The following is a 14,168-nucleotide window of genomic DNA, read 5'->3' as shown; positions in this document are numbered from 1 at the left end:
TCTTTACTAGTAAAGATGCTAAAATAAAGAATCTAGATAAGTATTTTACAAAGTTGGGGGCGTTCAGTAATAAATATTTCGGTTGAACTTCAAGCATAGTGTCAACTAAGATTGCCACGTGAATTGAAAGGATTCACGTGGCGATTTTGGGTCACTTGGGCTCATAAGGCTTATTATTATACCAAACGCTCCACACAACCTTAGCCAACTTTCTCGCCAAGGCAGTGTATAACTTCCTACCGTGAAGTCTATTCCTATGAGACTCGTAAAACCTCAATAAGGTCGGGTTCTTTGAACAGTTCATCTGCGCAAGAAAGTAGAAAAGGCTGCGCAAATACTTGTTACCCCTCCTTGAGATTCCCTTACTTACCACCGCCTTACCGCTCCTCTCCACTACCGGATCTAGACCGCAATAAGCTACGAAAGACTCAGGCTTAGGGAAGCGCCTAATATCACCTACAACGCCAATGATTATCCCTGCAGCAAGCTTCCCAACTCCCGGAATCGTCAGTAGGACGTGGTCTTCCGGTACTTGGCTCTCTATCATCTCCTTGACCTCTTTTAACTTCTCTTGCGTCTCAAAGAGGGCCTTAGCCAGTATTTTGACTTCTTCAAGTACTATTGGCGTGTATTCTAGTTGGTAGAGTACTTCTTGTGCGAAGTCTCCGCTTGCTAGTCTTTCCAATCTCTCCTTATTTATCTTGTCGTTGTCGCTTACTAGGAATAGTGCTCTCTTTAGTCTGTTCTTTTGTTTTACTTCCATGTCCTTTAAGAACAGGTATAGAGTTACGAGTTCTCTAAGGACGTTATACTCGTACTCCTTTGCCTTGTCGACCATGTTTTCTAATTTTTCTGCGTCGTAAAAATCTGTTTTCTTTTCCCTGAAGTCCTTTTCCCTTGATAGCACGTTTGGGCTTACTTGTAGTACTCTTATTCCTTTTTCCTTGAAGTATTGGGAAGGCTTTATTGAGTATACTCCGGTGGGCTCTAGGACTATCGTGCAAGGCTTCATATCGAGGATTTTCTCATAGCCTTTTAGGTTGTTCTCGTATTTTCCTCCCCTGCTCGTGATTAAATTATCTTTTGACACGTCTATTCCTAGGACCCCTACCTCCTTGTCACACCTATATGGGTGGATTTTCTCACAATGTTCAGTCCGACAGTAGGGGTCGGTCACGCCGGAAACCGAAGACTTAGCTTCAGAAATACTACCGACCATACTCCTAACCCTAGGTGTGGTAGAAGGATGGAAGAAAGGGGATATTGTTGGTTTAGGTGTTCATGCGGTTATGAGAATGATCGTGATGTTATTGCAGTTATGAATTTAAACGGGAGGGGGTCTCTGGCCCTCTCGTCTGCCTACCAGATGAGAGATGTAAACCCGAATTGATGGTGGGAACGATGATCCCTCTGGAAGGGGAACCATCGCCCTTCCAGGGCGGTGAGAAAGTCAGATGAGTGAGCGAGAAAATAAGTCTGAAGAAGTATATATGAAAGGTACAAGGATTTAAGGCAATAGGAGTAAGACCTATACCCAAGAATTTCGGTTATATGTCTCCTTCAAAAATATTCATATTTTGGGCTGTGGCTAGAGCATCGGCTCACTCATAGAGGCATTGTTATATTACTTATATTAAATGGAAAAAGTGAAATAGATGAGATACTTCATAATAGACTGTGACACTGCAGAAGATGATATAATGAGTTTGATAATGCTGATTAAAAACAATATACAAGTTGTCGGGATTACTATTGTTGAAGGTAATGTAAACTTTAATCAGCAAGTAGACACTATGTTATGGGCTTTAGAGTTTCTAAATATCGATATTCCAGTATATCCAATTCAAAAAGACCACTAGTTAAGTCTTTTAAAACCGTAGAAGATGTTCATGGAAAGGGAGGAGTAGGAAATGAGATTGTGAAACCAATAAGACTTAAGGCACAAAGTAAGCATGCTTTTGATGCTATAACAGAGTTATGTGAAACGTATTTTAAGGTATTAGAGTTTTTAGCTATCTCTCCGTTAACTAATTTAGCCTTAGCATATCTAAAGTATCCTAGATTAACTGAATGTATACATCACCTATACATTATGGGTGGTACAATCTATGGAAGAGGCAACATTACACCCATAGCAGAATATAATTTTTGGGTAGACCAGATGCAGTAAAGATAGCATTACACGCTGGTTTCACCAACGTAACATTAGTTCCTTGGGAGGTTGCAGTGGCTAATGCTATTGATCCTAATATATGAAATTTCATAAAATCCCTTAATACCAAACTTTCTAATTTTTACGTTAAGATTTATTCACATTATAGAACATTTTCAATGCAGATACAAAGAATGAGGGGAAATCCACATCCAGACGTTATTACAGCAGCTATAGCCATTAACCCAAAAATTATTAAAAAATCTCATAAAGAGCACGTAGATGTTGAAACTAATGAGGGGTTGACTAGAGGTGTCACTATAATAGATTACGTGGACCCTGGACATATTATTGGTAACAATAAACCTAACGCCGAAGTCGTATATGACATCGATTATGAGAAATTTGTCCAAATCTTACTAAAAACTTTAAGTTCAGATTGAGTTAATCTATCAAGTCAGAGATTTTTTTAAGTATCTTCCTTAAAGAGAAAGAGATATTCATCTTACTAACTCCTAATTGTTTAGCTAGTTCTTGAGAGTTCCTATCTCTAGGCACATTAAAATAACCTAACTCCCTTGCCTTTCTCAATAGCATTCTCTCCTTTTCAGTTAGAAGCATTTCGAACGAGTTCCTACTTATTACTTTGAATATTAATTCCTCATTAACGTCCTTCTCCACGAAGTTGATAATTTTTACCCTGTCATCCTTCATTATGGCGTCTACAACTAAAGTCTTAACGTCTCTTGGTACTATAACGTCGTAGATCTCCTTACCATCTCGTATGGTAGTCCCAATGATAGAAGTACCCTTAGCTCTCAGTTTACTTATCATCGTATTCTCAGCCTCTTGTAACATTGATATTAAATAGATTGAGTACTTATTATTATCACTAACAATCTCTGATATATCAAAGTCTATAATACTCCTATCTTTAGTTATAATGTTCTTAATCTGCCCTTTAATATTTTCTTTACTCCCTCTAATCATAGCAATCCTACTTGCCTTAAGTATCTCAAAACTAGAGTACTCAATGTTAATTAACGTATCAATATAATTTACACTCGTGAGCTCTGACCAACAGCCATGATGCGAAACCATCACGTTAATGTACTTATGGCTCACAAGTTCATACTTTTTTAAAAGTTTAAAAGCTTTCCAATTATACGTTAATGAAAGCATTTTCCCAAAACTGCTTTACCCTGAAAGACATTATCAGCTAAATGTTAATCAACTTAAGAAAAGTTTAAGTGTACTTCCTTTAATCAATAGGTAGGTCAGTTAAATGTCACAAAATTCTTACAAAATCTTGAAATCACTTCCAGTACCATCTAATGGTCCTTTCAAACCTACTTGGAGTTCATTAAAAAAGTATATAGTCCCATCGTGGTTTACCACCTCTAAATTCGGTATTTTTATCCATTGGGGAGTATACTCAGTACCAGCATTTGGTAATGAATGGTACCCTAGATACATGTACATGCCAGATAGACCAGAACACCAATATCACCTAAAAAATTCGGCCCAGTAACCGATTTCGGATATAAGGATTTCATACCGATGTTCACTGGAGAGAATTGGGATCCATATGAGTGGGCTAAGGTCTTTAAGAAAAGTGGAGCTAAATTCGTAGTCCTAGTTGCAGAACATCACGATGGATTTGCACTATGGGAATCAAATTACACTAGGTGGTGTGCAACCAAGATTGGACCTAAAAGGGACATTGTTAGAGAACTTAAGGAAGCTGTTGAAGGTCAAGGGCTAATATTTGGCATTTCGTATCATAGGGCTGAGCACTGGTGGTTTTTCGATCAAGGGATGAAAATAGAGTCTGATGTAAAGGACCCCAGATATCTTGATTTATATGGCCCAGCTCAGTCTGCTTCCCTAAATCCTAGAGATCCACCTTCACTGGATAATGTACAGCCAAATGATGAGTTTCTAATGGATTGGTTGCTTAGAATTGTTGAGGCTGTTGAAAAGTATAGGCCATGGCTAGTCTATTTCGACTGGTGGATTGCCAATCCCTCTTTCCAACCATATTTGAAGGCCTTTGCGTCCTATTACTATAATAGGTCATATAAATGGGGAATAGAACCCGTAATAATTTACAAGCAAGGGGCATTTGGGGAAGGTACAGCCATACCGGATTTAGCTGAAAGGGGAACAATAAAGAACGTATATCCCTCCACATGGTTAGCTGACACTTCTATAGACTACAAATCCTGGGGTTACATCAAAGATGCTGAATACAAGCTACCTAGTGTTATATTATCCCATTTAGGTGATGTTGTTAGTAAAAATGGAGTTTTTCTCTTGAATATAGGACCTAAAGCTGACGGTACGATACCAGAAGAGGCTAAGAGAATTCTACTTGATGTTGGGGATTGGCTAAATGTAAATGGCGAAGCGATTTTCGGATCAAAACCGTGGAGAGTTTACGGAGAAGGTCCTTCTGGAATTAATGAAGGGGGATTCTTTACAGAGAGAAAAATTACTTTAGGCTATCAAGATGTGAGATACACTGTGAAAGACTATTATCCGCGACAAAGGCATATTTACGCTATTCTCTTCGGAAAGCCTAAGGAAATTACGTTAAGGTCGTTTATGAAAAATCTAAAGCTAATAGAAGAAGCTGTAATAGTAGATGTAAGCAGATTAGATGGGAAAGGTAAGTTAGAGTGGAGTTTAAGTGATGAAGGTTTAAAGATAAAAATAGAGGAAGTTATAAGGGCTCCTCTTGTTATAAGGGTTATCCTAGATTATAGATAGTTAGCTCTACTTAGTAGTATATTATTGGGTTACAATTTACTATTGCTTAGTATTCAATAGGCTTCAAATCTCTTTGCCCAGATACCTAGTGCATACTATAACGGGAACTTCAAAAGGATGTATTCAAATTGTATTGTGTTAAGAGAATTCGTATAAAAGTTGAATAATGCTTGTAAAATTGTCTACAATACCGCTTCCTTATGAAAAAGAATTAGCATATCGTCACGTGAAAATACATTATTGTTAATAGTTACGGATCTGAAGTTAAAATATTTATTTATGTGATTTTTCGGGTTTAAATAGCGGTACTAACCTATATAAGTATCTAGTAAAATTTAAATATGACAGAGTTCTTTATCTAGGTAAATTTAATTTAAGTTAAAATTCAGTTATTTCATATGGATAAGTTTCCCTTTTAATTATATACTACTTAGTACAATGAATTATGAGTATCACATATCTTTGTGTGATTTCTTTTATCTATGTTCTTAATTGCTAGTATTAAATATATCTAATCCCTAACTTGATTTAATGTATAGGAAGTTAGTAAAAGTTTTTAAAATAGTAAAAATCTGAATATATCTTCTTAATACATTAGAATCATTTTCTATTCTTATAATTTCCTAACATTGGTACTTCTATTATCTCCTGTTCCTCAAGTATAACAATCTTTTCCGGAATTACCTTAGGTTTAACCTCTTTTAGTCTAGGATCAATAAACTCGTCTATTCCTATATTCAATATCCCTAGACCAGCGCCTAATACCATAATTGGTATTATCGCACCTAATATCCACCACCACTGATTACTTAGGTAAGCTCCGTTGGATGAGATAAAGAATAGCATAGTTCCTAAATTGTTTATGTTAGTTGGCAATACACCCCAAAATTCTGCAGTAATTAGTGATAAGATTCCATATAGTACTCCAAAAAGAAACTGTGCAACTGTTAATGGAAGTATCGATGGTAATATTTGATTAAATATTATTCTCCAAGATTTCTCTCCAATTAATCTTGAAGCTATAATATAATCCCTTTTTGATATAGAAAGGACCTGAGCTCTTATTTGCTTGGCACCGAAAGCCCAACTAGTTATCGCAAGTCCTATAACAACTATTATGTAACTCAAGGTTATATTTATAGTCGAACTAGCAGCTCTAAAGTACGCTTCTATTATTACTAATAAGATGACACCTGGTATAGTTAAAGCGGTAATAGTTAATATATCAATTATTACACCACTTATCTTACCACCGTAGTAGCCTCCAAACAATCCAATTAGCGTACTAATAATTGCAATTAATGCTCCAACTGAAATTCCTACAATTAGAGAGGTTAGCGTAGATGCCATCATCACTGAGAGAACATCATGACCAAATTCATCAGTCCCTAAGATATGAGCGGAACTAGGAGGAAGAGAAATTCCGAAGGTTTCTGAAACTGGATACGGTGTCCAAAAAGCTCCCACTATCCCTATCGCAAAGTCTACTAAGATTATTACAATTCCAGCTAATATAAATTTATTATTAAATAATGCTTTTCTAATTCTATTGTAATATTTACTCACTTTCACTCACCCTTGCTCTAGGATCTAGAATAGTGTAGATTGCTTCTACTATAGCTATTGAAAGTATTAACATTATTGCGATAAATAAGAAAATCCCTTGGAGAAGGGGTAAATCCTTTGAAGTTAATGCTAACCCGAAGAAGAATCCCACACCTGGTGTCGTTAATAGACCTTCTACAGTCAGTGACTGGCTTATTGCGAGACCCAATATTATTGCAAAGGCGGTTATATTTGGTAACAATGAGTTTTTGTAAACCATCTTTCTAATTCGATTATGATCTAATCCAAGAATCTCTGCGTAAGTTACATAATTATCTCTAATCGTATGTAGCATATTATTTCTCATTCCCAGCACAAATCCCGATAATGATGTAAACATTAACGCTATTATTGGGAGTGTATAAAATCTTGAAAGGGCCATAATTGAATTGGGACTAGTATTAATCTTGCTTGGGAAGCTTATAAGAAATATTCCATGTTGCACGGATAACCACATTTCTAAATACATTAAAATAACGAATGAAGGCAAAGCAGCCAAGATTGATGTAATTATTAATATTACTAAATCTTTTCTACTTCTTCTGTTAAAACCGGCTATACTTCCAAGATAACTTCCAAGGAAGAAGGCTATGATTGCTCCAACTACGACTAGAAATAATGTCCAAGGTAGTCCGCTTAAAATTATGGAGAGTACAGGAGTTGGGTAATATGTTATGCTGGCTCCTAGGTTTAGCGTAAATATTCCTTGTATGTAATGCGCATACTGTACATACCATGGTGCAGGAGTTAAACCAAATGCAGCTTCAAGCTGGCTTACTTCAAGGGCTATCGCGCTACTTCCAGCTGTAGCAGCGACACCATTCTGTCCTTCAATTAAGGATATTACTACAGCAAGAGCGCTTCCTGGCATTAATCTTGGTAATATGAAGTTTACTGTTATGACCACAAAAAATGTGGCCACATAAATTGCAAGTTTGTAGAGAATATAAGTTACTTTCGTCAGGTATCACCAAATATAATTATGTTTTACCATTGTATATAAACTTTTGTCATTCTGATACTTTGTTGATTTGTTCAATTTGTCTCATTAAAACGATATTGTATAACACTAATTTTTCAGTAATTAATATTTATTTCAACGTTCCTCTCAAGCTTACACCCTAATGCCCGGAGCCCTACCGACTACAGAATTCGCCAAGTGAACCATCCACGCGTAAGCCCAGAACTTGAGCTTAGCCTCAACTACTTGTCCAGCAAAACTTGTTGCCCTAACCGATTCCCCAAAAGTACGCTTCACCGCAGAGAACAAGGACTCGACCCTCCACCTAACGCCATAACCCTTCTCCTCCCTCCAACGATCATAACCCAACTTCCTAAACTCCCGCACAGCCTTACGTCTAGCAAGATGGCCCCTTTTAGTAGAAGCGTTCTTCTTGGGAGGAACTACAACCTCAACTCCGGTCTTGTAAACCTCATTGGCGTCATATGTCTTATCTCCATAAAACTTCTTGACCTTCTTTCCCTTATCTTGAAGATCCTTAACTGTTTTTACAGCGCTTTCAACCTCGTTGCTAGTGACCTCAGCGTTTATCACGTTGAATTCGTTATTGTCCATTACTATCTCGATCTTGAGGAATTTTGAATCCCTAGTCTTACCCCACTTGGCAACAATGTATTGTCCTCCCGTGTTTGTGCTAATGCCTGTAGCGTCTGCAATTACTTCAAGTTCGTCACTTGCCTCGGGGAAGGTTATTTTCATGTTCCTCACTCTCTTCCATATTGTTGAGTAATCGAGGCTTGTGGGGATGATCTTCAATTGTTCTAAGGCTCTTAATACTCCTTCTATTGCTCTGTAAGGTAGGAAGATGTGGAGGAAGGCTAGGAATTCGTCGAACTCCTTCGGAGCTTTATACTTTGTCCTAGCGTTCCTGTTCTCCTCTGCTAATAAGTCCCACCAATGTTCGAATACGTAGAAGGGGAACATCAACTTATATCTAGTAATGACGTTCTCGTCGTACTTGCTCCAGTCCCTCTTGTACTTACTCTTTTCCATAGGTAATACTTAAACGAATAATTTATAAACTTTTTGTACAATTCTGAAGCAATCCACAAAGCATCATTCTGATACTAAGATTAAACTAAATCGATTCGATCGTCTTTCTGTACGAAAATACAGAATAACAATATATCGCAAAAAGTTTTTATTTTAGAGTTACTATATTTTTTGTTAAGGTGGAGGAGATTATGGATAGTTTACTCAAGGTAAATGAATTAACAGCAGGTTATTTTAATCAAGATGGATTTGTAATTGGTGTTACTAACGTTAATTTTGAGGTATATCCAAATGAGATTTTCGCTATAGCGGGCGAATCTGGATGTGGGAAGTCTACGTTAGCAATGGCAATTTACGGCTTACTTAAGTACCCTGGAGTAGTCCTTAGGGGCCACGTTTATTTGAAAGACAAAGATATCTTATCAATTACTCAGGAAGAACTCAGAAAGCTTAGAATGAAAGAGTTCGTGTATGTACCTCAGTTTGCTATGGATGCGTTAGATCCAGTAGCTAAAATAGGTGATCAAATGATGCGAGCTGCGGTAAGTCATGGAGTAAATGTGGAAGAGGCACGTAAGTTAATAAAAGAGAAACTGGAGTTAGTGGATCTTCCTTATAATGTAGTTAATATGTATCCGCATGAGTTATCAGGCGGTATGAGGCAAAGAGTTGTAATAGCTACGTCTATTCTCTTAAACCCCTCTTTAATAATACTCGATGAGCCTACAACAGGACTGGACGTTATTGTCCAATATGAAATACTTAAGGATCTAAAGAGAATACAAAGACAGTTAGGTGTTTCTTTAGTAATTATATCTCATGATATATCAATGTTGTTGATGATATCGGATAGAGTAGGCATAATGTATGCTGGTGAGATAGTAGAGATTGGATCAAAGGAGGAAATTATAAAAAGGCCGTCTCATCCATATACATACCTTCTTATAAGTAGCCTCCCGTCTTTGGTAAAGAGACGAGAGAAATTATTATCAATACCAGGGAATCCACCACTTATGCTATCGAAAGTACCTAATTCATGTAGGTTTTATGATAGATGTCCATTCAAGATGGAAAAATGTAGCACTCTTAACCCAGCTTTAGGAGATATAATGGATGGTCATAAGGCTAGGTGTTTCCTACAAAAAGGGGGATATGTTGACTTATCTACTCTTCCCATACCGTTAGAATATTATGCTGAGGAGAAGGCAGAAACTGATTTATCAGAGAGCAATCAACATGAGGTTGTAATGAAGATACTGAATTTAAGTAAAATTTATTATATTAGAAAAAACCTTATTTTAAGTGAACCCATCAATGCTGTTAATGATGTATCCTTTGAGTTAAAGAAGGGCACTATAACAGCATTGGTAGGCGGAAGTGGACATGGTAAGTCTACTATCGCTAAAATACTAGCTGGTATGATTCAACAGACTTCTGGTAAGATAATTCTATTAGGAAAAGATGTGAGTGAATACGGCGTGAGGAACTCTATGTGGTATAAGGAGAACGTTCAGATGATATTCCAAGATCCTTACTCTTCGCTTGATCCTCGTCATACTGTTAGGTGGCACGTAGAGAGACCTTTACTCATACATAAAAAGGTTTCAAATAAAGATCAATTATTACCGAAAATAATTGAGGTTCTTAAAAATGTAGGATTAAAGCCACCCGAGAAATATCTATATAAATATCCTCATGAGCTATCTGGTGGAGAAAGGCAAAGGGTGGCAATAGCTAGAGCAACTGCTGTAGAACCTAAAGTGTTAGTTGCTGATGAACCAGTTTCCATGTTAGATGCCTCGTTGAGGGCAGGCATATTAAATCTAATTAAGAAGTTTAAAAAGAATGGTATCAGCATATTATACATAACCCACGACATTGCAACTGTAAATTATATTGCTGACGAGATTATGGTTATTTATAAGGGAAGGATAGTAGAAAAGGGAAACACTTATGAAGTTATATCCAATCCATCTCATGAGTATACTAAACGTTTAATAGAGGCAGTGCCGGATCCATATAAAACTATCTAATAATTTCCAAATGTTGAATATAAATGACTTAACTATAGATTTTTTGTAATTTAAAATTATATTGGCAAAGTACTCAAAAGTTATTCAAATCTTTTTATAATCTTATTATATTTAATTTCCCAATTTACCTTAACGCGTTTTGAAATTTCGTCTAACTTCTTATATGTATCATTCGATATCTTCACATTTAGGCTCTCAATGTTTTCCTCTAGCTGATTAATTTTTGTAACCCCTATTATAGGGACTATGGTAATTTGATTGATTTCTTGAATCTTGAAAATCCACGCTAAGGCTAATTGGGTATCTGTGACTCCTAGTTCCTTAGCAATTTCATGAAATTCCCTTAAAACCTCGAAATTCTCTTTAGTAAAATACCTATTAGATATTTCGGGTACGTATGTAGCTCTACTCATATCTGGAGTAGTATTAAGGTATTTACCTGTAAGAACTCCTTGTGCTAAGGGTATATATGCCATTATTCCTAATCCATACGTTTTTGCCAGTATAAATTTATCTTTTTCTATGTCTCTCTCTAAAAAATTATAGGGTTCTTGCATGGCTATGAAAGGAACATGTAGGTCTTTTGCAATCTTAACTAAATAGGGTATGTCTGTCGGATCAAAATAACTCTCACCAATGTAGTGTATTTTACCTTGTCTTACCAAATCGTGAAATGTTTCCATAGTCTCTTCTATTGGTGTATCTGGATCTGGTCTATGCATTAAATATATATCGATATAATCAGTATTCAATCTCTTCAACGATTCTCTTACTTGCCACATAATGTGCTTCCTTGAAAGTCCTTCACCATTAGCATGTTCAGCCATCTTCCCGCGAACCTTTGTAGCTAAAACTAACGATTCTCTATCGTATCCCTTAATTGCCTCCCCTAATATCCTTTCAGCATTACCTACATGGAAAACGTCTGGTCCCTGCATCACACCATGATAGACATTAGCAGTATCAAAGAAATTTACGCCAAGATCTATTGCCTTTACAATTGTCTTTTTACTCTCTTCCTCATCTACCTTATAAACCCCGTAGCTATCCCTTTCCTTAGACGGAGGTAAATGCCATGTACCTAGACAAAACTTCGACACTTTTAAACCACTATTACCAAATTTCATATACTCCATCTTATTACACATTTTGTATGTTTGATACCATAAATATAAAAGTTTCGCCATTTTTCTTACTTAATATTTTATTAAATTTTAATTCTTTATAAATCCCTTGACGATATAAATTCTGTCCCCTATTCAACTTAACTAGTTAACATAAAACTTTATATATCATAATATCGAATGAAACGTAAGTGAAGTTATGAACAAAAAGATAAAAAATGTAATAGGGCTTACTGCATTAATATTAATGGCACTTTCAGCCTTTATGCCATTTATTATCAGTAGCAGAGTAGTCAATTCACAATCACCTCAATTAAATCCGGCAGCAAGCTATAGTTTTCCATGGGCATCGTCATATCCAACTTTTGGAGTAACAACCGGAAGTGGACCTATTGTACCTAATAATTGGAACGTGTTTGGAGTAGGAGAGAGATCCGATGATATTCCTTATGAGTTTATATTCGAGACATTAGGAATTGCAGATTTCATGACAGGTCAGGTTTATCCATGGTTGGCGACAAACTGGACATTCACAGATAATAATACAAATTTCATTGTATATCTAAGACATGGAGTTTATTTCTACTATAATGGAACATTACCTAATGGTACGCAAGGACAAATATTATGGCCATTTTCAGCTAAGGATGTGGTTGCAACTTATCAAGACTATTTTAAGGTCTATGGAAATCCATTTAATGTTACAGTAACCGAAGTTAATCCATACGAGGTTATTTTCCATTTTGGTAAACCAAACGTCCAGTACGCGTTGTATGACTTATTAGAGCAATTTATTGTCCCTTGGGAACAATACGCTAATTTAACGAATCCAGCTGCAGCAGTAATACCCATACCTGTGGGAACAGGTCCATATTATTTAGCTAAGGCCACAGAAACCCAAGCTACATTCTATAGAAATCCATACTACTGGATCCCAGGTAGGCCATTTATATCAACGTTCACATACTATGTTGGGATTAGTAATGCTCAAGCATATGGCCTTCTAGCTAAAGGAATCGCGCAGTGGGGTGGAACTGGAAGTACTGGATCAACTCCTTTCAGTAAGTTATTTACATATGCTAATCCTCAATATTATCATGGTATGGCAAGTATAGGGAATGGATCTGGAGGTCAACCCTCGTTCTTGTGGATAAACTTTGCTAGGCTTAACTATTGGCCTTGGAACGAGACCTGGTTTAGATACGCGTTGTCATTAGCCTTAAATAGAACACAAATTTCTTTAGGTTCGCAATATGGGATACCTACCGGAGCTCCTCCAACACCTGCTGACTTCTTACCATCTCCAATGGAAGAAATCTGGTTAAATTCAACAATTATACAGGAAGCCCATCAAGTAGATCAGTATAATCTCACTGAAGCTATACAGATTTTGGAATCGCACGGTCTAAAAATAATTAATGGAAAATTAAGTTTCCCTAATGGTACACCACTACCAACTTATACAATGATAAATTATCAAGGTTTCTCTGATACCTATGCCACTACTCAACTAATTGCAGAGGATCTAGCACAGATAGGACTACAGATTAATGTTGTGTCAGAAACTCCTTCACAAATGTTCGGCCCGGCTCTTGATGGGGGTCAGTATGATTTAATATACTGGATCACTAATGCTTACAGTCCTTATTATGTGTGGGAATCTGCGTTCATACCTCCACTTATACCTGGTACTGATCAGCCAAACGTAACTGCTCTAGAAACTATTGGGGTATATGTATATTCTGATTTTGGTAGATGGATCCCTCCTAAGGAATTTATAGACCTTTGGATACAGGCTGGAGATACAACAAATGTAACATTACTAAAACAGATATATAATAAAATGGCAGCTATTCTAATAAAGGATTTACCCGCAATCCCAGTGGTCTTTGACGCATATCCAAGATACGAATATGAGGACCAATACTATATTGGATTTTCGACTCCACAATACTTCTATACATGGAATGTGGAACCTTGGATAGGAGGAAATCTATTAATGTTAATGAATCTTGCTCCTAGACCTCCTGGTATGTCTAACGCACAAGAGGTTGCTTATACTCAAGCTGCTTGGCAAGATTTACTTGCATTCATATACGGCAAGGCCAATACTGCAACACCACCATCATTATTAGCTATGTTGCAGCCTTCCACATCAACAGTAACTCAGACTTCCACAAGTACTTCAACTGTTACTACAACGAGTGCGTCAACATCTGTCACTACTACAACCTCTATGAGTACTACTTCGGTAACTAGTACTGTGTCAACATCTAGTGGGTTATCTACTGGTGTTATTGCTGGTATAATTGTTGTTATAATTGTAATTATAGCAGTAGTAGCTTATGTAGTGGTAAGAAGAAGATAATAAACTCTATTATATAAGGTATTTTATTTTTTGCATTTATATAAATACAAGGAAACTAGTGTAGGAATTGCAAAGAATCTTTTTAATAAATTATTTTAAG

Annotated in this window: 8 protein-coding genes and 3 pseudogenes; 5 read left to right on the top strand and 6 right to left on the bottom strand. The window is 36.6% G+C overall.

What is annotated here, in order from left to right; translation table 11 throughout:
* Nucleotides 1-151 precede the first annotated feature (151 nt).
* Nucleotides 152-1,219 carry an IS110 family RNA-guided transposase gene (locus tag SSOP1_RS15115; protein WP_010924120.1) on the bottom strand — a complete coding sequence of 356 codons (1,068 nt, stop codon included), beginning with the start codon at nucleotides 1,217-1,219 and terminating at the stop codon, nucleotides 152-154.
* Nucleotides 1,220-1,228: 9 nt separating this feature from the next.
* On the opposite strand from SSOP1_RS15115, the pseudogene SSOP1_RS16730 reads away from it, so the two are divergent.
* A pseudogene (locus tag SSOP1_RS16730) lies at nucleotides 1,229-1,390 on the top strand (RNA-guided endonuclease TnpB family protein); the annotation flags it as partial.
* Nucleotides 1,391-1,655: 265 nt separating this feature from the next.
* Nucleotides 1,656-2,595: pseudogene (locus tag SSOP1_RS15110) on the top strand (nucleoside hydrolase).
* 1 nt (nucleotide 2,596) lies between these two features.
* Here SSOP1_RS15110 and SSOP1_RS15105 read toward each other — a convergent pair.
* Complete coding sequence (locus tag SSOP1_RS15105) at nucleotides 2,597-3,334, bottom strand: helix-turn-helix domain-containing protein (RefSeq protein ID WP_009988416.1); 738 nt, start codon at nucleotides 3,332-3,334, stop codon at nucleotides 2,597-2,599.
* 103 nt (nucleotides 3,335-3,437) lie between these two features.
* Here SSOP1_RS15105 and SSOP1_RS15095 point away from each other — a divergent pair.
* Nucleotides 3,438-4,924, top strand: a pseudogene (locus SSOP1_RS15095) (alpha-L-fucosidase).
* Between the two features lie 600 nt (nucleotides 4,925-5,524).
* On the opposite strand, the gene SSOP1_RS15090 reads toward SSOP1_RS15095, so the two are convergent.
* The 3 genes from SSOP1_RS15090 to SSOP1_RS15080 all read right to left on the bottom strand — a co-directional run bounded on the left by SSOP1_RS15090 (nucleotide 5,525) and on the right by SSOP1_RS15080 (nucleotide 8,543).
* Entirely contained in the window at nucleotides 5,525-6,490 is a 966-nt protein-coding gene (locus SSOP1_RS15090; RefSeq protein ID WP_014511458.1) for an ABC transporter permease, read from the bottom strand.
* Nucleotides 6,483-7,451 (bottom strand): ABC transporter permease, encoded by a 969-nt coding sequence (locus SSOP1_RS15085; RefSeq protein ID WP_010924117.1) that lies wholly within the window; start codon nucleotides 7,449-7,451, stop codon nucleotides 6,483-6,485. The genes SSOP1_RS15090 and SSOP1_RS15085 overlap by 8 nt, the downstream gene beginning before the upstream one ends.
* A 192-nt stretch (nucleotides 7,452-7,643) precedes the next feature.
* Nucleotides 7,644-8,543: an IS5-like element ISC1058 family transposase gene (locus SSOP1_RS15080; RefSeq protein ID WP_010923244.1), complete on the bottom strand. Its 900-nt coding sequence runs from the start codon at nucleotides 8,541-8,543 to the stop codon at nucleotides 7,644-7,646.
* Nucleotides 8,544-8,734: 191 nt separating this feature from the next.
* On the opposite strand from SSOP1_RS15080, the gene SSOP1_RS15075 reads away from it, so the two are divergent.
* Nucleotides 8,735-10,576 carry an ABC transporter ATP-binding protein gene (locus SSOP1_RS15075; protein ID WP_009988424.1) on the top strand — a complete coding sequence of 614 codons (1,842 nt, stop codon included), beginning with the start codon at nucleotides 8,735-8,737 and terminating at the stop codon, nucleotides 10,574-10,576.
* 80 nt (nucleotides 10,577-10,656) lie between these two features.
* Here the strand turns inward: SSOP1_RS15075 and SSOP1_RS15070 are convergent, their stop codons facing one another.
* A complete protein-coding gene (locus SSOP1_RS15070) occupies nucleotides 10,657-11,763 on the bottom strand; it encodes an aldo/keto reductase (protein ID WP_009988426.1) in 1,107 nt (368 codons plus the stop codon).
* A gap of 136 nt (nucleotides 11,764-11,899) precedes the next feature.
* Here SSOP1_RS15070 and SSOP1_RS15065 point away from each other — a divergent pair, with 136 nt between their 5' ends.
* Entirely contained in the window at nucleotides 11,900-14,068 is a 2,169-nt protein-coding gene (locus SSOP1_RS15065; protein ID WP_063492843.1) for an ABC transporter substrate-binding protein, read from the top strand.
* The last annotated feature ends 100 nt before the right edge of the window (nucleotides 14,069-14,168 follow it).

Origin of the sequence: Saccharolobus solfataricus (assembly GCF_900079115.1) — an archaeon.
GTDB classification, from domain to species: domain Archaea; phylum Thermoproteota; class Thermoprotei_A; order Sulfolobales; family Sulfolobaceae; genus Saccharolobus; species Saccharolobus solfataricus.
Note: the sequence above shows the minus strand (reverse complement) of the source record. Positions and strands in the feature narration are given on the sequence as shown.

Bases quoted from the DNA above. Each gene is read 5' to 3' on its own strand.
- SSOP1_RS15115 (WP_010924120.1), bottom strand. From the start codon at position 1,219: ATGGTCGGTAGTATTTCTGAAGCTAAGTCTTCGGTTTCCGGCGTGACC.
- SSOP1_RS15070 (WP_009988426.1), bottom strand. From the start codon at position 11,763: ATGGCGAAACTTTTATATTTATGGTATCAAACATACAAAATGTGTAAT.
- SSOP1_RS15080 (WP_010923244.1), bottom strand. From the start codon at position 8,543: ATGGAAAAGAGTAAGTACAAGAGGGACTGGAGCAAGTACGACGAGAAC.
- SSOP1_RS15105 (WP_009988416.1), bottom strand. From the start codon at position 3,334: ATGCTTTCATTAACGTATAATTGGAAAGCTTTTAAACTTTTAAAAAAG.
- SSOP1_RS15065 (WP_063492843.1), top strand. From the start codon at position 11,900: ATGAACAAAAAGATAAAAAATGTAATAGGGCTTACTGCATTAATATTA.
- SSOP1_RS15075 (WP_009988424.1), top strand. From the start codon at position 8,735: ATGGATAGTTTACTCAAGGTAAATGAATTAACAGCAGGTTATTTTAAT.